20 protein-coding genes are annotated in these 22,139 nt (G+C 68.8%); 7 read left to right on the top strand and 13 right to left on the bottom strand.

Annotation, left to right across the window (positions count from 1 at the left end; translation table 11 throughout):
• Positions 1-14: 14 nt before the first annotated feature.
• The 3 genes from D1793_RS06825 to D1793_RS06815 all read left to right on the top strand — a co-directional run bounded on the left by D1793_RS06825 (position 15) and on the right by D1793_RS06815 (position 2,827).
• Complete coding sequence (locus tag D1793_RS06825) at positions 15-1,529, top strand: tripartite tricarboxylate transporter permease (RefSeq protein WP_119021496.1); 1,515 nt, start codon at positions 15-17, stop codon at positions 1,527-1,529.
• On the top strand, positions 1,526-2,014 hold the full coding sequence (locus tag D1793_RS06820; protein ID WP_119021495.1) for a hypothetical protein: 489 nt from the start codon (positions 1,526-1,528) through the stop codon (positions 2,012-2,014). The genes D1793_RS06825 and D1793_RS06820 overlap by 4 nt, the downstream gene beginning before the upstream one ends.
• 159 nt (positions 2,015-2,173) lie before the next feature.
• The gene (locus D1793_RS06815; RefSeq protein WP_119021494.1) at positions 2,174-2,827 is read left to right on the top strand and encodes a flavin reductase family protein; all 654 of its coding nucleotides are present in this window, start codon (positions 2,174-2,176) and stop codon (positions 2,825-2,827) included.
• Between the two features lie 186 nt (positions 2,828-3,013).
• On the opposite strand, the gene D1793_RS06810 is transcribed toward D1793_RS06815, so the two are convergent.
• From D1793_RS06810 to D1793_RS06775, 8 genes are all read right to left on the bottom strand, one after another.
• Positions 3,014-4,003, bottom strand: coding sequence for a TAXI family TRAP transporter solute-binding subunit (locus tag D1793_RS06810; RefSeq protein ID WP_119021493.1), 990 nt, complete (start codon positions 4,001-4,003; stop codon positions 3,014-3,016).
• A gap of 65 nt (positions 4,004-4,068) precedes the next feature.
• Positions 4,069-4,470, bottom strand: a complete 402-nt coding sequence (locus tag D1793_RS06805; protein WP_119021492.1) for a carboxymuconolactone decarboxylase family protein — start codon at positions 4,468-4,470, stop codon at positions 4,069-4,071.
• Between the two features lie 38 nt (positions 4,471-4,508).
• Positions 4,509-5,456 carry a D-2-hydroxyacid dehydrogenase family protein gene (locus D1793_RS06800; RefSeq protein WP_119021491.1) on the bottom strand — a complete coding sequence of 316 codons (948 nt, stop codon included), beginning with the start codon at positions 5,454-5,456 and terminating at the stop codon, positions 4,509-4,511.
• Complete coding sequence (locus D1793_RS06795) at positions 5,456-7,417, bottom strand: TRAP transporter fused permease subunit (RefSeq protein WP_119021490.1); 1,962 nt, start codon at positions 7,415-7,417, stop codon at positions 5,456-5,458. Before D1793_RS06795 ends, D1793_RS06800 begins: the two co-directional genes overlap by 1 nt.
• Positions 7,418-7,514: 97 nt before the next feature.
• Positions 7,515-8,501: a TAXI family TRAP transporter solute-binding subunit gene (locus tag D1793_RS06790; RefSeq protein ID WP_119021489.1), complete on the bottom strand. Its 987-nt coding sequence runs from the start codon at positions 8,499-8,501 to the stop codon at positions 7,515-7,517.
• Positions 8,502-8,789: 288 nt separating this feature from the next.
• Positions 8,790-9,689, bottom strand: a complete 900-nt coding sequence (locus D1793_RS06785) for a LysR family transcriptional regulator (RefSeq protein ID WP_119021488.1) — start codon at positions 9,687-9,689, stop codon at positions 8,790-8,792.
• Between the two features lie 176 nt (positions 9,690-9,865).
• The gene (locus D1793_RS06780; RefSeq protein WP_240407795.1) at positions 9,866-10,438 is read right to left on the bottom strand and encodes a haloacid dehalogenase type II; all 573 of its coding nucleotides are present in this window, start codon (positions 10,436-10,438) and stop codon (positions 9,866-9,868) included.
• The gene (locus tag D1793_RS06775; protein WP_119021487.1) at positions 10,435-11,193 is read right to left on the bottom strand and encodes an Asp/Glu racemase; all 759 of its coding nucleotides are present in this window, start codon (positions 11,191-11,193) and stop codon (positions 10,435-10,437) included. Before D1793_RS06775 ends, D1793_RS06780 begins: the two co-directional genes overlap by 4 nt.
• A gap of 207 nt (positions 11,194-11,400) precedes the next feature.
• On the opposite strand from D1793_RS06775, the gene D1793_RS06770 reads away from it, so the two are divergent.
• On the top strand, positions 11,401-12,054 hold the full coding sequence (locus tag D1793_RS06770) for a GntR family transcriptional regulator (protein WP_119021486.1): 654 nt from the start codon (positions 11,401-11,403) through the stop codon (positions 12,052-12,054).
• 3 nt (positions 12,055-12,057) lie between these two features.
• Here the strand turns inward: D1793_RS06770 and D1793_RS06765 are convergent, their stop codons facing one another.
• Positions 12,058-12,960, bottom strand: coding sequence for a LysR substrate-binding domain-containing protein (locus D1793_RS06765; protein ID WP_119021485.1), 903 nt, complete (start codon positions 12,958-12,960; stop codon positions 12,058-12,060).
• Positions 12,961-13,119: 159 nt separating this feature from the next.
• Here D1793_RS06765 and D1793_RS06760 point away from each other — a divergent pair, with 159 nt between their 5' ends.
• From D1793_RS06760 to D1793_RS06750, 3 genes are read left to right on the top strand one after another with little or no spacing between them, the layout of a single operon-like run.
• Positions 13,120-14,325: a CoA transferase gene (locus D1793_RS06760; protein ID WP_119021484.1), complete on the top strand. Its 1,206-nt coding sequence runs from the start codon at positions 13,120-13,122 to the stop codon at positions 14,323-14,325.
• Positions 14,326-14,352: 27 nt separating this feature from the next.
• Complete coding sequence (locus D1793_RS06755) at positions 14,353-15,279, top strand: hydroxymethylglutaryl-CoA lyase (RefSeq protein ID WP_205527667.1); 927 nt, start codon at positions 14,353-14,355, stop codon at positions 15,277-15,279.
• A 40-nt stretch (positions 15,280-15,319) separates the two neighbouring features.
• Positions 15,320-17,296: an aconitate hydratase gene (locus tag D1793_RS06750; protein WP_119021482.1), complete on the top strand. Its 1,977-nt coding sequence runs from the start codon at positions 15,320-15,322 to the stop codon at positions 17,294-17,296.
• 6 nt (positions 17,297-17,302) lie between these two features.
• Here the strand turns inward: D1793_RS06750 and D1793_RS06745 are convergent, their stop codons facing one another.
• Genes D1793_RS06745 through D1793_RS06730 form a run of 4 tightly spaced genes read right to left on the bottom strand, consistent with a single transcriptional unit; the run spans position 17,303 to position 22,137 of the window.
• Positions 17,303-17,902, bottom strand: coding sequence for a 2-hydroxychromene-2-carboxylate isomerase (locus D1793_RS06745; protein ID WP_119021481.1), 600 nt, complete (start codon positions 17,900-17,902; stop codon positions 17,303-17,305).
• Between the two features lie 17 nt (positions 17,903-17,919).
• Positions 17,920-19,437, bottom strand: a complete 1,518-nt coding sequence (locus tag D1793_RS06740) for a malonyl-CoA synthase (protein ID WP_119021480.1) — start codon at positions 19,435-19,437, stop codon at positions 17,920-17,922.
• Entirely contained in the window at positions 19,434-20,789 is a 1,356-nt protein-coding gene (locus tag D1793_RS06735) for a malonyl-CoA decarboxylase (RefSeq protein ID WP_119021479.1), read from the bottom strand. The genes D1793_RS06740 and D1793_RS06735 overlap by 4 nt, the downstream gene beginning before the upstream one ends.
• 13 nt (positions 20,790-20,802) lie before the next feature.
• Complete coding sequence (locus tag D1793_RS06730; RefSeq protein ID WP_119021478.1) at positions 20,803-22,137, bottom strand: TRAP transporter large permease; 1,335 nt, start codon at positions 22,135-22,137, stop codon at positions 20,803-20,805.
• Positions 22,138-22,139 lie beyond the last annotated feature (2 nt).

Here is a 22,139-nt window from a genome sequence, read left to right as displayed (position 1 = left end):
GCGGGAGAGCGCTGATGGCAGACCTTCTTATCGAGGCCAGTGCGCTGGCCTTCCATCCCTATGTCTTGATGTACGTGTGCCTCGGGGTGCTGTTGGGCATCACCCTGGGGGCGATCCCCGGCCTCTCCGGGGACATGGCGATTGCCCTGCTGCTGCCCTTCGTCTTCTTCCTGGAGCCCGCCCTGGCCATGGGCCTGCTGGTGGGGATCTACAAGGGGGGGCTGTTCGGCGGCTCCATCGCGGCGATCTCCTTCGGCGTGCCCGGCACGCCAGGGGCGGCGGCCACCAGCATCGACGGCTATCAGGCCAAGCTGAAGGGCCAGCCCAGCAAGGCGCTCCACACTGCCCTCTATTCCTCGGTGATCGGCGACACCACCAGCGACCTGGTACTGATCTTCATTGCCGTGCCGCTGGCGGCGGTGGCGCTGACCTTCGGGCCGATCGAGTTCTTTGCCCTCTACGCCTTCTCGCTGATCCTGATCGCCGCGCTCAGCCAGGGCATGGTGGCCAAGGGGCTGGCGGTGGCGGCCATCGGTATCCTGTTGGCGATGATCGGGCGCGACCCGATCACCGGCGCCTCGCGCCTCACCTTCGGCATGCCGGGGCTCTCCGGCGGGCTCAGCCTGATTCCGGTGCTGATCGGGGTGTTCGCCATCTCCGAGGTGGTGATCCAGGGGGCCAAGCTGTGGCGGCGCAAGGTCGACAACCTGATGGACAGCGTGGCCGAGCAGGCGAGCCTGCTGCAGGGCTATGACATCCGCAAGGACAAGCTGACCTGGCCCGAATTCAAGTCGACCCTCAAGGCGACCTACATCGGTGCGGCGGTGGGTACCTTCATCGGCGCCCTGCCGGGGGCGGGGCAGTCGCTGGCGGCCTTCATGAGCTACGGCCTGGCCCAGCGCTTCTCGCGCAAGCCGGAGGAGTTCGGCAAGGGCTCGCTCGAGGGGATCGCCAGCGCCGAATCCGGCAACAGCGCCACCTGCGGCTCCACCTTCATCCCGCTGTTCGCCTTCGGGATTCCCGGCAGCGCCACGGCGGCCCTGTTCGGCGCGGCCTTCATCCTGATGGGCATGACGCCGGGGCCGAGCCTGCTGAGCGACAACACCGCGATCATCTACGCGCTGTTCCTGACGCTGATCTTCGCTAACCTGGTCAACCTGGTGCTGGGCAAGGTGCTGCTGCCCTACTACTCGCGGATTGCCATGATCCAGCCGGGCTACATGATCCCGGCGGTGTTCATCCTGGCCATTGTGGGCACCTTCGCCGCCAACAACTCGGTGGTGGATGTCTGGGTGCTGCTCTTCGCCGGGGCGCTGGGCGTGACGCTGCGCCTCATGCGCTTCCCGCTGGCGCCGCTGGTGCTGGGCTTCATCATCGGGCCGGGGGCCGAGCGGGCCCTGCGTCAGTCGATGATCATGGGGCGCGGTGACTGGTCGGTGCTGGTGACCAGCCCCATCGCGATCGGCTTCTATGTGGCCGCCTTCGCGCTGATCCTGCTGTTCACCTTTGCCTTGAGGACCCGCACATGAACCGCACGGTGACACGAGAGCTGCTCTCGGCGACGGCCATGCTGGGGCTGGGCATCGCCGGGCTGCTGCACATCCAGTACGGCGCCTGGCGCCCGGCACCGCTGGTGCCCTCCTACATCATGCCCCAGACGGCCTACTACTTCCTGATCGGGGCGGCGGCCTGGCTGCTGGCCGTGATGGCCTTCTTCGCCCTGCGAGGCAGGCTCTCGGCCCTGGAGCGCCCCGGCAGCGAGGCCCAGGACCTCGTGGCCGTGATGGTCTCCATCGCCGTGATGCTGGGCGGCGGACTGGTCTACTTCTGGCTGGTGCTCAACCTTGGCCTGGTGGTCTCGACGATCCTCTTCAACGGGGCGCTGATCGCGCTGCTGGCGCCCAATGCGAGCCTCAAGGGGGTGATGATCGTGCCGCCGGTGATGGGCTTCGCGGTGTGGCTGCTGTTCCAGTACATGATCGGGATCACCCTGCCGAGGCCCCTGCTGTTCTGAGGGTCGGGATGGCCGGCCAGCCGGGCAGACGAGAGGGCGGCCGCTCCTGCGAGCGGCCGCCCGTTTCGTCGAGCATGGTCGTCACTCGCGCGCCGGGGCTTCGGCCCCGGCGTGCTTCGACGTACCATGACGCTGATGCCCAACCGAGGAGACCCCACCATGAGCGACTACCTGCTGGAAGAACACGCCCTGAGCCCGGGCAAGATCTATCGCCTGCTCTCGGGCAGCATCTGCCCGCGGCCCATCGCCTGGGTGTCGACCCTGGACGGTGCCGGCAACGCCAACCTGGCGCCCTTTTCCTTCTTCAACGTGGTCAGCGTCAACCCGCCGGTGCTGGGCTTCTCGCCGCTGCTCGACGGTGACGCCAACCCCAAGGACACCATCCGCAACCTCGGCGAGGTGGGCGAGTGCGTGGTGCATATCAGCGGCGAGGGGCTGGTGACGGAGATGAACGCCACCAGCGCGGGGCTCGAGCACGGCGACGACGAGTTCATCCACGCGGGGCTCGAGAAGGTGGCCATGGCCGGCGTCTCGGTGCCGCGGGTGGCGGGGGCGCCGGTGGCCTTCGGCTGCCGGCTGCGCGAGATCATCCGCTTCGGCGACCAGCCCCTGGCCGGCAACCTGGTGCTGGCCGAGGTGGTGTCGATCCACATTGATGACGCCCTGTGGGACGGCCGCCACGTGGATGCCGAAGGGCTCAGGCCCATCGGGCGCATGGCGGGCAACGACTACGCCCGCTGCACCGACCTCTTCGAGGTGGAGCGCCCGGCCTCGGGCAGCGCCATGAGCGCACAGCAGCGCGGCGGCCGATAGGGCTTGGTGAAGGGGATGAAGCGAGGGGCGCTGGGGGCAAGCCGAAGAGGAGGTCCTATGCCAGGGATGGCATCGGTAGCGTACAGGGAGGTATTCACAGCGCCTCCTCGCAGGCTTGCCGCCAGACCAGCCCCGAGCGGCGGAAGCTATCTGCAATAGCCTCGGACCCGTCGGGGCGTTTTTGGCTTATTCGGCTTCCGGCGGCACCAGTGCTTCCGGCACCTCAATGCCGATCTCGCGGTAGTAGCGCAGCGAGCCGGCGTGCAGTGGGGTGGTGGTGTTCTCCACCGAGATCTCCGGCGTCATGCCGCGGGCGGGGGCGAAGGTCTCACCCAGGCGCTCGATGTTCTCCCAGTAGGCGCGGGTGAACTCGTAGCCGGCCTCCTCGGAGAGGTCGCTGGTGGCGGCGATGCCGATGTAGGTGCCGAGCGTGGTGGCCGCCGGCATGTCGCGGTAGGTGCCCGCCGGGATCTCGGTGGGCGAGAGGAAGGGCAGCGCCTCGGTGGCGGTGGCCACCTGCTCCTCGGTCATCGAGAGCACCCGCAGCGGCCGCGAGGAGTGCACCTCGGTGAAAGCCGGGATCGGTGGGATGCCGTTGTAGCTGAAGCCGACGATGCGCCCGTCCACCACGGCGTCTGCCGCGTCCGACATGCTCATGCGCTGGAAGTCCGGCGCGATGCCCAGGGCATCGAACACCAGCTCGGTGATGTACTCGCCACCGCCGCCGATGCTGCTGGGGTTGAAGCGCGCGCCCTCCAGATCCTCGAAGGTCTCGATGCCGCTGTCCTGGCGTACCGCCCAGTGCATGGTGGAGGGGGCGACCCAGAGCACCATGCGCATCTGCTCGATGGCGTCGTTCTCGTAGCGCCCCTCTCCGTTATAGGCCTCGTAGGCGCCGGGGGCGTCGATCAGCCCCAGGTCGATCTCGCCGCGCCCCAGGCGGATGGCGTTCTCGCGGGAGCCGCCGGTCTCGCGCACCGAGACCTCCAGCGGCGAGTCGCCGCTCACCAGCCGCGACAGCTCCGAGAAGCCGAAGTACCAGCCCGAGGCGGCCGGCGCCACGCCGATGCCGATGGCCTCGTTGGCCGCGGCCTGGGTGGCTGCTCCGGCGCCGAGCCCGGCGGTCAGCACCGCGGCGGCCAGCGGGGTGAGCAGGCGTTTAGGGGATAGCGTCATGGCAGTTCTCCTTGCACGGTTGTTGTTGTCGCTCGCCCGGTGATCACCCGGGTCGGTACGCGGCCTCAGCGGCCGCCCTGCTCCTCCCGCCAGGCGGCCAGCACCTCGCGGGCGGTGCGCAGCCCGTCGATGGCCGCCGGGAAGCCGCAGTAGGGCACGCACTGCAGCAGCACCTCGCGGATCTCCTCCTCGCTGCAGCCGTTGTTCAGGGCACCGCGCAGGTGCACCTTGAGCTCGTGGGGGCGGTTGAGCGCCACCAGCATGCCGATGTTGATCAGGCTGCGGGTGGGGCGCGAGAGCCCCGGGCGGTTCCAGATGTCGTTCCAGCAGTTGCGGGTCACCAGCTCCTGCATCGGCCAGCTGAACTCATCCACCTGGGAGAGGGCGGCGTCCACGTAGGCATCGCCCAGCACCTCGCGGCGGGTGGCGAGGCCGTTGGGGTCCAGCTCGTCCTGTCGGTCGCTCATCTCTTGGCTCCTCACATCATGGCTTTTCACTCGGCAAGTTACTCGGCCAGGTTCCTGACGGGTTCGCCGGCGGCGAAGGCCAGCAGGTTGTCGAAGGCGTCGCCGAAGTAGAGCTCGTAGCTGTCCTTCTCCACGTAGCCCAGGTGGGGCACGCCGAGGAAGTTGGGCAGCTCCAGCAGCGGATGGCTGACCACCGGCTCTTCATCATAGACGTCCGCGGCGGCCATGCCCGGGCGGCCCTCCCGCAGGGCGGCCTCCAGGGCGCCGGGGGCGATCAGCTGGGAGCGGGCGGTGTTCACCAGCAGCGCGGTGGGCTTCATGCGGGCCAGGTCCTCGGCGGTGACGATGCCGCGGGTCTCCTCGTTCAGCCGCAGGTGCAGGCTCAGCACGTCGCTGCGCGCGAAGAACTCCGCCTGGCTGGCGGCCACCGCAAGGCCCGCCTCGATGGCCCGCTGGCGCGTGCCCTCGCGGCCCCACACCAGCACCTCCATCTCGAAGGCCAGGGCGTAGCGGGCCATCAGCTGGCCGATCTTGCCGTAGCCGAAGATGCCCAGGGTGCGCCCCTTGAGGCCGGTGCCCAGGGTGCGCTGCCAGCGGCCGGCCTTGAGGTTGGCGGCCTCCTCGGGAATATGGCGCATGGCGGCGAGCACCAGCCCCCAGGTGAGTTCGGCGGCGGCGTAGGGCGAGCCGGTACCGGCCATCACCGTGATCCCCCGCGCCTTGCAGGCGCCCATGTCCACGTGGGCGGCCCCGCCGCCGGTCTGGCTGATCGCCCTGAGGTTGGGCAGCCGCTCCAGGAGCTCGGAGGTGATCGGGGTACGCTCGCGGATCAGCACCAGCGCCTCGGCGTCGCGGAAGCGTTCCACCAGGGTGTCCAGATCGGTGACGGTGTCGTGGTAGACCGTGACGTCGTGGCCCTCCAGCCTGGCGAAGGCGTCCAGGTGGCGGACGCAGTCCTGGTAGTCGTCGGGAATCACGATCTTCATCATGCAGGCTCCTTCTTCTCGTGGACCGGGGGGAGGTCATGGACAGGACCCGCCTGGCGGTTCTTCAGGTACTGCCAGGCGAACAGGGCGCCGATCAGGGCGATGCCGCCGACATCGGTGATCAGCTGGCCGCTGATCAGCATCAGCGCCGCGGCGAGCAGCAGGCCACGCTCCAGCCAGGAGCAGGGGCGCAGGAAGTAGCCGATGGTGGAGGCCGCCAGCGCCGTGATACCGAGCACCCCGGAGCCCACCGCCAGGGCGATCTGCAGTGCGGTGCCGTCGCCCAGCAGCGGCGGGTGGTAGATGAACATGTAGGGGATCAGGAAGCCGCCCAGCGAGATCTTGGTCGCCGTCAGCGCGGTGCGGAACCAGTGGGAACCGGCGATGGCCCCGCCGATGTAGGCCGCCAGCGCCACCGGCGGGGTGACCCCGGAGAGGATGGCGAAGTAGAGGATGAAGAGGTGCGCCGAGAGGCTCGGCAGGCCGGCCTCGATGAAGGCGCCTGCCACCACCGAGGCGGCCAGCATGTAGGCGGCCACCGTGGGGAGGCCCATGCCGAGGATGATCGCCACCACCATGGCCAGCACCAGGGTCACCAGCACGTCGCCGCCGCTGACCACCAGGATCACCGAGGAGACCTTGAGGCCGAGGCCGGTGAGGCTGATCACCGAGGCGATGATCGCCACGCTGCCGATGATCACCGCGATCATGGCGGCGGTCATGGCGCCGGCCTCCAGCGCCGCGGGCAGCGACTTGAGCCGCTCCACGAAGGTGCCCGGGCTGCGCCAGGAGAACAGGTAGAGCCCCATGGCGGTGAAGTAGGCGGCTACCGCGGCGGTGGTGGGGGTGTAGCGCATGACCAGCAGGGTGATCAGCACGATCAGCGGGATCACCAGGGTCTCGATGTTGAAGAGGCCCTCGCGCAGGCTGGGGCGCTGGGACTTGGGAATCGGCGCCAGGCCCAGGCGCTTGGCCTCGAAGTGCACGCTCATCCAGATGGCGAGGTAGAAGAGCAGGGCCGGGATCAGCGCGGCGCTGATGATGGCGAGATAGCTCGTCGAGATGACGTCGGCCATGACGAAGGCGGCCGCGCCCATGATCGGCGGCAGGATCTGGCCGCCGGTAGAGGCGGAGGCCTCGGTGGCGGCGGCGAAGCGCGGGCTGTAGCCGTTCTTCTTCATCATCGGGATGGTGAAGACCCCGGTGGTGGCGACGTTGGCGGCGGTACTGCCACTGATGCTGCCGAACATGGCGCTGCACAGGGTGGCGGCCTTGGCCGGGCCGCCGGAGAGGCGGCCGGTGGCGGCGTTGGCCAGGCGCATGAAGCTGTCGCCGCCGCCGGTGGTCACCAGCAGGGCGCCGAACATGATGAAGATGACGATCACCGTGGACGAGGTGCGCATCAGGCTGCCGTAGATGCCGGTGGGGCTCATGTAGAAGGTGGCCGCCAGGTCGTCCCAGCGGTAGCCGCCGTGGCCCCAGACGCCCGGCAGGTGGTGGCCGAAGGCGGCATAGGCCAGGGCGATCAGCACCAGGATCGGGAAGGCCAGGCCGATGGCGCGGCGGCAAGCCTCCAGCAGCAGCAGGATGGCGGCCACGCCGAAGAACAGGTCCAGGGTGGTGGGCATCAGGTAGCCCAGCTGGTAGATGATGCGGTCGAAGTGCATCACATAGTAGGCGCTGACCGCCACGCCCAGGGCGATGGGCACGAGATCATACCAGGGAATGCGGTTGGCATCGCGCATCCGGCAGCTGTAGGCCAGGAAGATCAGCGGCAGGGCGAACAGCAGGTGGACGGCGTTCTGGGTGTTCACCGGGCCGGTGACGGCGGTGTAGAGGTGGAACAGCGCCATGGCCACGGCGGCCAGGCGCGTCACCGCGAACCAGAAGCCGGCCAGCTGGCGCTTGCCCGAGTCCTCCGAGTATTTCTCGACGACTTTGGAATTTTCAGGGGTGTCCATCGGGTGACTCCCGCACCGCGGCGTCAGTACAGAGGCGGTGCGTCAGGCTAGGGGCATCGGGAACCCCCGCGGGCGGCTGGCCCGCGGGGAGAGGGGGTTACTGCGCTTCCGGGGGAATCAGCTCCTCGGGGATTTCGAGCTCGAGGTCGTCGCGGTAGTAGCGCAGGGCGCCGGCGTGCAGCGGGAAGGTGGCGTTGTCGATCACGGTCTGCGGGGTCACGCCCTGGGCCGGCTGGAAGGAGTTGGCCACCTGCTCGTGGTTTTCCCAGTAGGCCTTGGTGATCGCGTAGACGGTGTCGTCGCTGAGGTCGGCGTTGGCGGCCACGCCCATGTAGATGCCGAGCGAGGTGGTGTCGGGCATGCCGCGGTAGGTGTCCGCGGGGATCACGGTGCCGGCCAGGAAGGGCAGCTCCTCGGTGACTGCCTCGACCTGGTCGTCGGTCAGCGACAGCAGGCGCAGGGTGCGGGAGGAGTGCACCTCGGTGAAGGCCGGAATGGGCGGCACGCCGTTGTAGCTGAAGCCCACCAGGCGGCCGTCGATCACGCCTTCGGCGGCATCATCGATGCGCATGCGCTGGAAGTCGGGCTCCACCCCCAGGATGCCGAAGACCAGCTCGGTGATGTACTCGCCGCCGCCCCCGATGCTGCTGGGGTTGAAGCGCGCCCCGTTGAGCCCTTCGAAGTCCTCGATGCCGGAGTCCTCACGCACCGCCCAGTGCATGGTGGAGGGGGCGATCCAGTAGATCAGGCGGGCGTCGGGGTTGGGGGTATCCTCGAAGCGGCCGATGCCGTTGTACATCTCGTAGCCCACCAGCGCCTCGGTGAAGGCCAGGTCGAGCTCGCCGCGACCGAGGCGGATGGCGTTCTCGCGGGTGCCGCCGGTCTCGCGCACGGTGATCTCGTAGTCGGTGTTGGCGCTGATCACCCGGGCACCCTCGGAGATGCCGAAGAACCAGCCGGTGCCGGTGGGCACGGCGCCGATGTTGAGCGAGGTGCTGGCCTGGGCGGTCATGGCGCCGAGGCTGCCGATGGCGATGATAGAGGCGGGGAGCAGCAGGCGTGCCTTGCGGGAAAGCGTTTTCATTGTGGTGTTCTCCTGGTTTTCGGGAAACCGATGGCTGTTGTTATATCGCAGGATGCGGTTATTGCTCGGGCCGCTGGCGGCGTCGGTAGCCGCACTCGCCCGACGGCTGGCCGTTGCTCACGGGACGGGAGACAGCGAGCCACGCTCTATTGATACCTCCAGGATGTCAGGGTGTACATTGGTGATTGATGAAGCTGCCTTCTCCAAACAAGAAGGCTGGAAAGCGACCCTTTTTATGCCGCATTGCAGCGATAAAAGACCATCTGAACAGGGGAGTGGCGGCCGGCCTCAGCTGCTTGTGGCGGCAGACTCCACCAGATGATCGACGAACATTCTTGCGGCCATGGAGAGCCTGTCGAGGTCATGGACGTAGATGCTCAACTTTCGCCTGGCCCAGTCGTCTCGAATGGACAGAACCCTGACATTCAGCCCCCCGACGTACTGGCGAATCGCCCCGCGTGGCACCACTCCGACCCCGAGCCCGGCCTGCACCATCATGCATAGAGCATCGTAGCTGGTGACCTGGATGCGCAGCCTGAGGGGGCGGTTGGCGAGGCTGGCAGCGCGCAGCAGCTCGAGGTTGATGGCGCTGGAGGTGTGCAGCCCGACGTGGGGGAAATCGAGGCATTCGCGGAACTCGACCGCCTCGCGCTCGGCCAGCGGATGCTCCAGGGGAGTGACCAGCACCAGATCGTCGACGTGGTAGGGAAATTCCACCAGGTCGTAGCCGTGGGGGAGGCGAGCACAGACGCCGATATCGGCATTGTTGCTCACCACCTCCCGGGTGATGATCGGGCTGACCTTCTCCTCGAGATGAACGCCGATATCGGGGTGTCTTTCGAAGAAGAGCTGGGTCTCGGTGGGCAGGTACTGGGTGATGGCCGACATGTTGGCAAAGACCCTGACGATCCCCCGGTTGCCGCTGGAGTATTCGCGCATCTGGAGCTCGAGATCCTCCAGGTTGTGCAGTACTCCACGCGACAGGTTGAGCAGGGCATTGCCGGCCGGGGTGAGTTCTACCCCGCGGTTGTTGCGCTTGAGCAGCGGGCTGTTGAAGTGGGCTTCCAGCTCGCTCAGCCGCTTGCTGACCGCCGAGGTGGCAATGAACTCCGCCTCGGCGGCGCCGGTGATGGTGCCCATCTCCGCCACGCGCACGAAGAGCCGAAGCGAGGTGGGGTCGAGTCTCATGCGGCCCTCCCGGGTCAGGGGTCGAGTAGCTGGTCGGCCAGGTCGTGGAAGTCGTCGGCCACCAGGTCGAAAACCGGGTCCACCGTGAGGTCGGGGATGGCATCCGGCCCGTGCTCCAGGGGGCGCTTGACGAAGGCGGTGCGCAGCCCCTCGCGGTGGGCCGCCTGGAGGTCGTCCTAGTGGGCCGCCACCATCATCACCTGGTGGGGCGCGAGATCGAGCAGCTCGCAGGCCTTGTGGTAGACCTCCGGGTCGCGCTTGTAGTGCCCGGCGAGCTCCGCCGAGAGCACGCAGTCCCAGGGCAGGCCGGCGTGCCTTGCCATGTTGACCAGCAGCGAGACGTTGCCGTTGGAGAGAGTGGCGAGGATGAACCGCGACTTGAGGCGGCGCAGGCCCGTGACGCTGTCCGGCCAGGGGTCGAGGCGGTGCCAGGCGCGGTTGAGGTGCGCGCGGTCCGCCTCGTCCAGGGCCTCGCCGAGGCCGAACTCGTCGATCAGGCGATCCAGGGTCATGCGGTGCAGGTCGTCGAGGCGCGTCCAGGGCAGCTCGCCCTGACGCACCCGGTTCATGGCCGGCGCATAGCCGCCGCGCCAGGCGTCGGCGAAGGCGGCCCAGTCGACGTCGAGGCCGCGGGCACGACCGAGGGCCTCGCCCTCGCGAATCACGCTGCTGCGCCAGTCGACCACGGTGCCGAAGACATCGAAGGTCAGCGCCTTCACCTCGGTCAGATCAGCGGGGCCTACCGTCATGCGAACTCTCCGGAGAGCAGTCGACCGGCGTTGGGCACGATGGGCGCAAGGCCCAGCTCCTTGAGCATGCGGTAGGTGGTGCAGGTGGCGGCGGATACCACCGGCAGGCCGATGGCATCCTCCACCACCTGGATAGCGGCCAGGGAGGGCATCTGCACGCAGGCGGAGAGCACCACGGCGTCCACTCCTTCTATGTCCAGGTCCTTGACGATCTCGACCAGGGCCAGGGGATCGCGGGCGCCGACCTCGAGGTTGTCGGGGATCTCCAGCGCGATGCTGTGCTTGACGGTGATGCCCTCGGACTCGATGTAGTCCACCACCAGGTCGGTGAGGGGACGCATGTAGGGCGTGATGATGGAGACCCGCCGGGCGCCCAGCACCGCGAGGCCCTCGGCCAGGGCGCCGGCGCTTGAGACGACCGGGGTGGGGTAGCCGTTGTCCACGGTGACCTGGTGCAGGCGGCGCTGTGACTCGCGGTGGTAGCCCTGGCCCTGGCTCATGATGGCAACAAGGCAGGCGTAGCCCATCACGTCCACGTGGGCATCCGAGAGCTCCAGCGCGCAGCGGTCGGACTCCACGTCCATGGCGGCGAGCTCCTCCTTGGTGACCTTCTTCATGCGCATGCGGCTGGAGTGGAAGGTGAAGCGCTCCGGCGCGATGGTCTCCCGGGCCTGCAGCATGGCCGGAATCTCGGTTTCCATGGTGGTGTTGGAGCTGGGCACGATCTGGCCGATGCGGTAGGGGCGCTGGGTCATCGAGGGGGCCTCTGTTGTTGTTGGCATGTGTTGCTGGAACAGGCTCAGACGCTTCTGACTCGACCGGCGAGCGCCTGACAGTAAAGTTGTATGCAATATCGGTCGAACGAAGCCAAATGTAGGCCTATAGTTGCTCGATAATCAATCAATCGTACACAACTTGGCGTTCGACCATGGCCGCATGCGCCAGGAGGCAAGGAGCGCTTCATGACCGCCGCCGACCGCGTCTACGGGATCATCAAGCACCGTATCCTCGATGGGCACTACCCCGCCGGGAGCTACGTGCGCGAGGCTGCCATCGGCCAGGAGCTGGCATTGAGCCGCACGCCGATCCGCGAGGCGCTGCGGCGCCTGGTCTCGGACGGCTGGGTGGAGGCGATTCCCCACCACGGGGCTCGGGTCGTGGCCTGGACCTCCCGCGACGTGGAGGAGGTGTTCGAGCTGCGGGTGCTGCTGGAGCCCCAGGTGGTACGCCGTGCCGCCACTCGGATCACGCCGGAGCGGCTGGCTGCGCTGGAGGCCCTGGCGGAGCAGATGGAATCGTTCTGCGCCAGCGGCGGGGAGGAGGCGGTGGACGAGATCGCCGTGCTCAACAACCGCTTCCATGCCGAGCTGGTGGCCGCGGCCGACAGCCCGCGGCTGCAGCGGCTGCTGGAGACCATCGTGCAGGTGCCGGTGTCGCGACGCAGCTTCCACCACTACACCGCCGAGGAGATGGAGGCGAGCATGCGCCACCACCGCGAGCTGATCCGCGCCCTCGAGGCGGGGGACGGCGAGTGGGGGGCGTCGGTGATGCGCGCCCATATCCTGGCCGCGCGGGCGGCGCAGATCCGACCGGTGCGCGAGCAGCGGCGAGCCTGAGGGTCAGGCCGGTTCGTCGCGGGTGGCCAGCAGGTGATCGACCAGGTGGCGAGCCACCACCGGCAGGGTCTCGTAGTGGCGCATGCCGATGACGATCTCCCGGCTCGCCCAGTCATCGGCCAGCGGTATCAGCCGCAGGTTGAGGTCGCGCAGATCGCGGTAGAGGGTGCGCTGGGGCAGCACGCCGATCCCCATGCCGTGGTGGATCATGCGGCAGATGGCATCGAAGCTGCGCACCTGGATGCGCATGCGCAGGGCGCGCCCGGCGAGGCTCGCCTGCTCGTGGAGCAGCGATTGCAGCGAGGCATCCTGCTGCAGGCCCACGAAGTCGTACTCGGTGGCCTCGTGCAGGCAGAGCCGCTCGCGGCCCGAGAGGGGGTGGTCCGCGGGCGTCACCAGCACTAGCTGGTCGCGGCGGTAGGGCACCACCTCCAGGCCCTCGGCGGCGACGTGGCCGGCGAAGATGCCCACATCGGCCACGCCGTCGCGCACCGCGGCGATGGCCTCGGCGCTGGTGCGTTCCTGGAGGTCGAGCTTGATCTGCGGGTACTCCCGGGAGAAGACGCTGAGGTCCTCGGGGAGGAAGGCGATGATCGCCGAGGTGTTGGAGTGGATGCGCACATGGCCGCGCACCCCCTCGCCGTACTCGCTGAGCTCCGCCTCGAGGCGGGCGACATCCTCGAGGATGCGCCGGGCGTGGTGCAGGAAGGCCTGGCCGGCGGGGGTCAGCTCGACCCCGCGGGAGCGGCGGTAGAGCAGCTCTGTGCCGATCAGCGATTCCAGGTCGCTGACCCGCTTGCTGACGGCGGCGAGGGCCAGGTGCTCGCGCTCCGCGGCGGCGGTCAGGCGCCCCTCATCGGCGATGGTGACGAAGAGCTTCAGGGTCACGAAGTCGAAGCGGCGCATGGCATCCGGGCTCCAGGGCGGGGGCGGTCGATCGATCCATGCTAGCCCAAGACTTCGTCGGCAGCGAAGCCTGGGTTCCCGATTGCCTGATTGTGATCGGCGGTCGGGGTGGCACATCCTCAAGGGCAATCATGCCACGCTCACACTCAGGAGATCCCCATGACCTCCCCCGATTCACGCCAGCTGCCGCTGGCCGGCCTGAAGGTCCTCGAGCTGGGCCAGCTGATCGCCGGGCCCTTTGCCACCAAGCTGCTGGGCGAGTTCGGCGCCGACGTGATCAAGGTCGAGCCCCCCGGCACCGGCGATCCCCTTCGCAAGTGGCGAATCATCGAGGACGGCACCTCACTCTGGTGGCACGTGCAGAGCCGCACCAAGCGCTCCATGACCCTGGACCTGCGCAGCGAGGAGGGGCAGGCGATGGTCCGGCGGCTGGCCGCCGAGGCCGACGTGCTGGTGGAAAACTTCCGCCCCGGCACCCTGGAGGGCTGGGGGCTGGGCTACGAGGCGCTGGCGGAGCACAACCCGGGCCTGATCATGGTGCGGGTCTCCGGCTTCGGCCAGACCGGTCCCTACCGCGACAAGCCCGGCTTCGGGGTGATCGGCGAGGCCATGGGCGGGCTGCGCTACCTCACCGGCCAGCCCGGCGAGCCCTCGGTGCGGGTCGGGGTCAGCATCGGCGACTCCCTCTCCGCCCTCTACGCGGTGATCGGCACCCTGCTGGCGCTGCAGGAGCGAAGCCGCAGCGGCCTGGGGCAGCAGATCGACGTGGCGCTGTATGAATCCGTGTTCGCCATGATGGAGAGCCTGCTGCCCGAGTATGACGCCGCCGGTCAGGTGCGCGAGCCCAGCGGTAGCGCCCTGCCGGGCATCACGCCGTCGAATGCCTACCGCACCCGCAATGGCGACTACGTGCTGATCGCTGGCAACGGCGACAGCATCTTCAAGCGCCTGATGGGTGTGATCGGCCGCGCGGACCTGGCGGAGGATCCAGACCTCGCCCACAACGACGGCCGCAGCCGCCAGGCCGAGCGCATCGATGCCGCCATCGAGGCATGGACGCTGGAGCGCGACCGCGATGCCATCCTCGCCGCCCTGGATGACGCCCGGGTGCCCGCCGGCTACCCCTACACCGCCGCCGATATCGCCAATGACCCCCACTACCTGGCCCGGGAGATGATCCAGACCATCACCCGCCCCGACGGCAAGCCGCTCCGCGTGCCCGGCGTGCTGCCGCACCTGAGCGCCACGCCGGGACGGCTGGGGGAGGGCGGCCCAGCGCTGGGCCAGCACACCGATGAGGTGCTCGACGAGCTCGGCATCGACGCCGAGACCCGCGCCAAGCTACGCGATGCCGGCATCATCTGACCCACCGAGCGACTCAGGACACCCATGATGAAACCGCTTGAGATCAACGAGGTGGCGCCTCGCGACGGCTTCCAGATCGAGGCCACCTTCATTCCCACCGCGGAGAAGGTCCGCCTGATCGATGCCCTCTCCGCCACGGGCCTGGCGCGCATCGAGGCCACCTCCTTCGTGTCGCACAGGGCGATCCCCCACCTGCGCGATGCCGCCGAGGTGGTCACCGGCATCCAGCGCCGCCCGGGGGTGGCCATCACCGTGCTGGTGCCCAACGTGAAGGGCGCCGAGCGGGCGCTGGCCTGCGGGGTGGACGAGGTCAACCTGGTGATGTCGGCGAGCGACTCCCACGGCCTGGCCAACCTGCGCATGACGCCGGAGCGGTCGCTCGAACAGTTCGCCGCCATCGTCGAGGCGGTGCGGGCGCACCCAGCCGGAGGCGAGGTCTTCATCAACGCCTCGCTCTCCACCAGCTTCGGCTGCCCCTTCGAGGGCGAGGTGCCCGAGGCCCGCGTGCTCGACCTGGTGGAGCGCCAGCTGGCGCTGGGCGTGCAGGGGGTGACCCTCTGCGACACCACCGGCATGGCCAACCCGGCCCAGGTGGCGCGGCTCTGCGAGGTGGCCCAGGCACGCTTCCCCGATGTGCCCTTCACCCTGCACTTCCACAACACCCGCGGCATGGGGCTGGCCAATGCGCTGGCCGCCTGGCAGACGGGCATCACCCGCTTCGACGCCTCCCTGGGGGGCCTCGGCGGCTGCCCCTACGCCCCCGGCGCCACCGGCAACGTCTGCACCGAGGACCTGGTGCACATGTTCGAGCAGATGGGCGTGCCCACCGGCGTCGATCTCGATGCCCTGCTGGCGGCCTCGGCCATGCTGCCCGAACTGGTGGGCCACGACACCCCGGGCCAGGTGGTGAAGGCGGGCAAGGCCGACAGGCGCTATCCAATGCCGGCCCGCTGACGCCTGCCCCATCAACCTCTTGACCATGAGACCAACAACAATGACGACCTCACCCACTCCCCTTAACCTCGCCCGGCAACTGATCCGCGATCACCTGGTCGAGGGCGAGATGACCCCCGGCAGCGAGATCGCCCTGCGCATCGACCAGGCCCTGCTGCAGGACGTGCTGGGCACCCTGGTGATGCTGGAGCTGGAGGCCATGGGGCTCGACCGGGTCCACACCGAGCCCAGCGTGCAGTACATCGACCACGGCCTGGTGCAGGCCGACAACCTCAACGCCGAGACCTACCTGTTCCTGAAGAGCGCCTGCGAGCGCTTCGGGGTCTGGTACTCCGGCCCCGGCAACGGCATCAGCCATCCGGTACACATGGAGCACTTCGGCGTGCCGGGCCAGTCCATCGTCGGCTGCGACAGCCACACCACCTCTGCCGGGTCGCTCGGCATGCTGGCCATCGGCGCCGGTGGCATCGAGGTGGCCATGGCCATGGCCGGCGAACCGCTCTATCTGACCATGCCGGAGATCTGGGGCATCCGCCTGGAGGGCCGCCTGCCGGACTGGGTCTCGGCCAAGGACGCGGTACTCGAGCTGCTGCGCCGGCACGGCGTGGCGGGTGGCAAGAACACCATCATCGAGTATCACGGGCCGGGTCTCGCCAGCCTCTCCGCCATGGACCGCCACGTGCTGGCCAACATGGGCACCGAGATGGGCGCCACCGCCACGGTGTTCCCCAGCGACGAGGAGACGCGCCGCTTCATGGCCGCCCGCGGCCGCGAGGCGGACTGGCAGCCGCTGGCCGCGGAGCCGGGCTGCACCTATGACCGGGAGGAGGTCCTCGACCTCTCGAGCCTGGAGCCGATGATCGCGCTGCCGTCGAGCCCCGACAAGGTCGTGCCGGTGCGGGAGGTGGCCGGCGAGCCGCTGCACCAGGCCTATGTGGGCTCCTCGGGCAACCCGGGCTATCGCGACTTCGCGGTGGTCGCGGAGATGGTCCGCGGGCGCACCGTCGCCGACGGCGTCTCGCTGGATATCAACCCCTCGTCGCGCCAGGTGCTGACCACCCTGATCCGCGAGGGGTACCTGGGGGATCTCGTGGCCAGCGGGGCGCGGTTGCACCAGACCGGCTGCAACGGCTGCATCGGCATGGGCCAGGCGCCGGCGGTGGGCCTCAACAGCCTGCGCACCGTGCCGCGCAACTTCCCGGGGCGCTCCGGCACCCGTGAGGACAGCGTCTTCCTGTGCAGCCCCGAGACCGCCGCCGCCTCGGCGCTGACCGGCGTGATCACCGATCCGCGCACCCTCGGCATGGCCTATCCGCGGATAGACGAGCCCGCTCGGATGGTGGTCAATCGGGAGCTGTTCACCGCGCCGCTGCCGCTGGCCGAAGCGCGCTTGAAGCCCCTGCAGAAGACCGACAACACCCCGGCACTGCCGGAGCTCGCCCCGCTCCCCGATCTCATCGAGGTGCCAGTGCTGCTGGTCACCGGCGACAACATCTCCACCGACGACATCATGCCGGCGGGGCAGCGGGTGATGCCCTACTGGAGCAGCATCTACGCCTCGGCGCCCTTCACCTTCGAGGCGGTGGACCCGGACTATGCCCGCCGCGCCGAGGCGACCCGCGAACTGGGCGGCCACGCCATCGTCGGCGGCCACAACTATGGCCAGGGCTCCAGCCGCGAGAACGCCGCCCTGGTGCCGCGCTACCTCGGCCTGCAGGTGGTGGTGGCCAGGAGCTTCGCGCGCATCCACTGGCAGAACCTGGTCTGCTTCGGGGCGCTGCCGCTGACCTTCGTGGAGGAGAAGGATGCGCTCCGGCTCGAGCAGGGCGACAGCCTGGTGATCCGCGACCTGCACGCCCAGCTGGCCGCCGGGCCGGAGCTGACCGCCGAGGTGGTGGGCAAGGGTGCCTTCCGCCTGCACCACGGCCTCACCGCCCGCCAGCGGGAGCTGATCGCCCTGGGCGGGGTAATCAACCAGCTGCGGGCGCGCCAGGAAGAGGCCGCGGCGGCCCGCTGAGACCAGTCAGTCGCGTTGCAGGAGCGCCTCGACCAGATCGAGGCGGTCCTGCCCCCAGAAGGGCTCGCCGTCGACGCTGTACCAGGGAGCACCGAAGCAGCCGTCCACCAGGGCGGCCCGGCAGGCCTCGTCGAGGCGGGCCTGGGCGTCCGGGCCTTCCGCTTCGCGGAGCAGGGCCTGACCGTCGAGACCGGCGGCGTCGGCGATCTCGCGCAGGGTGCTTGCCTCGGCGATGTCCCGCTCCTCGACCCAGCAGGCCCGCATCAGCGCATACGAGAGCTCGGCGATGTCGTGTCCGCGGGCCTTGGCGGCCAGTGCCAGCCGAGCCGCCGGGCGGTCATCGGTGGGAAAGTGCTTCGGCTCCACGTTGAGCGGCAACCCCAGCCGCTGGGGCCAGCGCCTCAGCTCCGCGAGCCGATAGGCCTGGCGGGCCGGGGCGCGCTTGGCGAGCGGTAGGCCACCGGTGCGCGGAAAGATCGCGCCCAGGGAGATCGGCACGTAGTCGACCGTGGCGCCGTGGCGGGCGGCGATCTCGCCGAGCCGCGCATGGCCCAGGTAGCTCCAGGGGGAGACCAGGCTGTAGTAGTAGGTGATCTGACGGGCCATGGGCGTTCCTCTTCTCCTCAGCGATAGGTGGCGTCGTACTGCCGGCGCAGCTCGTTCTTCTGCACCTTGCCCATGGTATTGCGGGGCAGGACCTCGACGAAGAATACCCGCTTCGGTTGCTTGTACCTGGCCAGCCGACCCTCCAGGTGGGCGAGCACCCCGGCCTCGTCGATGGTGGCCCCGGGCTGGCGCACCACCACGGCGGTGACCCCCTCGCCGAAGTCGGGGTGGGGCAGGCCGATCACCGCGGACTCCAGCACCTCGTCGAGCTCGTCGATCAGCTGCTCGACCTCCTTCGGATAGACGTTGTAGCCCCCCGAGATCACCAGGTCCTTGTCGCGGCCGACGATGTGCACATAGCCCTGGTCATCCACCATGGCCAGGTCGCCGGTGATGAAGAAACCGTCCTCCAGCAGCTCCTCGCGGGTCTTCTCGGGCATCCGCCAGTAGCCGATGAAGACGTTGGGGCCGCGGATCTGCAGCATGCCGATCTCGCCTTCGGGCACCTCGGCGCCGGTCTCGCGGTCGGTGATGCGCATCTCCACCCCGGGCAGCGGCATGCCCACGGTGCCGGCACGCCGCGCGCCGTCGTAGGGGTTGGAGATGTTCATGTTGGTCTCGGTCATGCCGTAGCGCTCGAGGATGGCGTGGCCGCTCTTCGCCTCGAAGGCCTCGTGGGTCTCGGCGGTGAGCGGTGCCGAGCCGGAGACGAACAGCCGCATGCGGGCGGTCGCCTCGGGCGTCAGGCGCTCGTCGGCCGCCAGCCGCGTATAGAAGGTGGGCACGCCCATCAGCACCGTGCCAAGGGCCATCTCCTCGAAGATCACGTCGGCGTCGAACTTCGGCAGGAAGCACATGCTGGCGCCTGCCATCAGGGTGACGTTGCAGGCCACGAAGAGGCCGTGGGTGTGGAAGATCGGCAGGGCGTGGATCAGCCGGTCCTCGGCGCTGAAGCGCCAGGCTCCGACCAGGGTCTCGGCGTTGGAGCCCAGGTTGCGGTGGGTCAGCATGGCGCCCTTGGAGCGCCCGGTGGTGCCGGAGGTGTAGAGGATGGCGGCCAGGTCGCGCTCGCCGAGCGCGACGATCTCATCGCGGGGCGTGGCCGCGGCGGCCTTCTCCATCAGGCTGCCGTCGGCGGCGGTGCCGAGGGTCTCCACGGCGGGGCAGCCGGTCTCGGCGGCCAGCCGCCGCGCCTCGTCGAGCACGGCCGCCCGGCAGACGAACAGCGCCGGCTCCGCGTCGGTGAGGAAGTAGCGGATCTCCTCCCCCGTGTAGCCGGTGTTGAGCGGCAGGTAGACCGCGCCGATGCGCAGGCAGGCCAGGTAGAGCAGGATCGCCTCCGGGCTCTTGTCGACCTGGACGGCGACCCGATCCCCCTGCTGCACGCCGAGCGCGGTGAGCGCCCCGGCCAGCCGGCCGCTCTCGCCGAGGGCGTCGGCGTAGGAGTAGCGGCGTCCCTCGCGGGTGGTGATGAAGTCCGCATCGCCGCGTTCGCGCATGCGCGCGGCAAAGGTCTCGAACAGGTTGTGGCTCATCTCGTGGTCTCTCCCTTGGCCAGCTTGCGGGCCTTGCGGGCGAGGTCGCGGACCTCGCTCGAACAGGCCACCGTCGCGTTCGCGGTATAGTTTTCATGATTGCGCTCGATGTCGTCGAGCACATAGAGGTAATTGACCATCAGGCCGGCGGCCTGCTGCAGCCCCTTGGGGGAGACATCGCCCAGCCAGTTGATGCGGTGCAGCTCGGCGCCGTTGCCCAGGTGGAAGCGGGCCACGGCATTGAGGGGCAGGCCGTGACGGTTCTTCTCCTCGGTCAGGTAGCGGGCGGCCAGCGGACGCACCACCCCGCCCAGCCGCTCGGCCTGCGCCGCGTCCTCGTGCCAGTCCGGCGCCTCGAGCCTGGCCAGGGCCTCGCGCAGCTCGCTGGGCAGGCCGTCGTTCTGGCGCTGTTCGGCCAGCCACTGGGCGAAGCCGGGCACCGGCGAGAGGGTCACGAAGTGCCTGAGCTGTGGGAGCTCCTGGCTGAGCTCCTGAACCACCTGCTTGATCAGGAAGTTGCCGAAGGAGATGCCACGCAGGCCGGTCTGGCAGTTGCTGATCCCGAAGAAGGCGGCGGTGTCGGCGTCCTCGGGGTCCTCCACGCCGCCGTCCTCGCCGGCCAGGATCGGCTGGATGCGGCTCGGCAGGCCCTGGTGCAGGGCCACCTCCACGAAGATCAGCGGCTCGTCGCCGATGGCCGGATGGAAGAAGGCGAAGCAGCGGCGATTGCGGGCGTCCAGGCGGCGGCGCAGGTCGTCCCAGTCCTTGATCTCGTGGACCGCCTCGTAGCGGATGATCTTCTCCAGGATCGAGGCCGGGGTGTTCCAGTCGATGCGCCGAAGCACCAGGAAGCCCCGGTTGAACCAGGAGCCGAACAGGTGGGCGAAGTCCTGGTCGATGCCGGCGAGGTCGGGTCTCTCGCGCAGCCGGCCGAGCAGGTCCTCGCGCATCCCGACCAGCGCATGGGTGCCGTCGCTGGCCAGGTTGAGCCGGCGGAACAGCTCCTGGCGCCGCGGCTCGCAGGCGGTGAAGAGCGCCTGCAGGCTGTCGTTGTCCCGCCTCTCCCGGTAGTCGGCATAGGCGCCATCGATCGCCTCGGGCTCGGCGGCGAAGTCCGCCGCCAGGCGCTCGAAGAAGGCCACCTTCTCCTCCGGCGAGAGGCCCCGGTAGAGCGCCAGGGCGCGGCTCGCCAGGGCGATGCTCGAGGCCTCGCCGTCGCTTGCCAGCAGCGCCTGGCAGGCCTCGACCACCTGGCCGTGGTCGGGGGGAGGGGCGTTGGCGCGGTACCGCTGCGAGAGGGCGTCCCGGCGTGTGATGCTGTTGAACAGCTCCTGCAGGAAGCTCATGTTCATGATCTCGACTCCGTTAGCCCATGATCAGGTTGGGCAGCCACAGGGCGATGCCCGGGAAGAAGCACAGCAGCAGGATGCCCAGCACCATGCATAGCGCATAGGGCAGGCTGCCCATCAGGATGTTGCGCAGCGAGATGTCCGGTGCGATCCCCTTGATGATGAACAGGTTGAGGCCCACGGGTGGTGTGATCAGGCCGATCTCCAGGTTGATGGTCAGGATCACTGCGAACCAGTAGGGATCGAAGTCGGCGGCCAGGATGATCGGCAGCAGGATCGGGGCGGTCATCACGATCACCGCCACCGGCGGCAGGAAAAAGCCCGCGACCAGCAGGAAGACGTTGATGATGCCCATCAGCACCCAGCGGTTGACGTCGAGGTCGCTGATCGCGGCGGCTACGGTCTGGGTGATGAACATGGAGGAGAGGGCGTAGGCGAACACCTCCGCGGTGGCAATCACCAGCATGATCATCACGCTCTCGCGCAGCGAGTCGCGCATGATCAGCTTGACCGGCTTGACTCGCCACATGCGGTAGATCAGCACCGCCAGCGCCACGCACAGGAAGGCCCCTACGCCGGCCGCCTCGGAGGGGGTGGCCACCCCGCCGTAGAGGGCGAACAGGATGCCGGCGATCACCAGCAGGAAGGGCACCACCCGCACCAGCGCCTTGAGGTTGGTGTCGACGTTGGCCTTGATGTTCTCCTTCATGCGCTCTGCGGTCTGCGCCATGGGGTTGTTGTAGCCCCCCTCCAGGCGGCAGGCGATCATGGTCCAGACCATGAACAGGCCGGCCAGCATCAGCCCGGGCATCACCCCGGCCATGAACAGGCGGCCGATGGAGGTCTCGGTGGAGATGCCGTAGATGATCATGGTCACCGAGGGCGGGATCAGGATGCCCAGGGTGCCGCCGGCGGCGATGCAGCCCGCGGCCACGCCATCGGGGTAGCCCCGTGTGCGCATCTCGGGGATGCCCATCTTGCCGATCGCGGCACAGGTGGCGGGCGAGGAGCCGGAGAGGGCGGAGAAGATGGTGCAGGCGCCGATGTTGGAGACGGCCAGCCCGCCCGGCAACCGGCCCATCCACAGGTCCAGGGAACGGTAGAGATCACGCCCGGTGGGCGATGAGGCCACGGCCGCACCCATCAGGATGAACATCGGAATGGCCACGAAGCCGAACTCGGCGATGCGGTCGAAGAAGGTCTCGCCGAAATAGACGAGCTCCGGCAGGCCGCGGTCGTACATCAGGGCGAGCAGGGAGACGCCGCCCAGGGCGAAGGCGATGGGGGTGCCGATGGCCATCAGCACGATCAGGACGACGGCGACGATGATGCCCAGCGTAATCGGATCCATGT

Source organism: Halomonas sp. JS92-SW72 (assembly GCF_003547075.1).
GTDB classification, from domain to species: Bacteria; Pseudomonadota; Gammaproteobacteria; order Pseudomonadales; family Halomonadaceae; genus Halomonas; species Halomonas alkalicola.
This window is presented reverse-complemented; position numbering and strand designations above follow the sequence as displayed.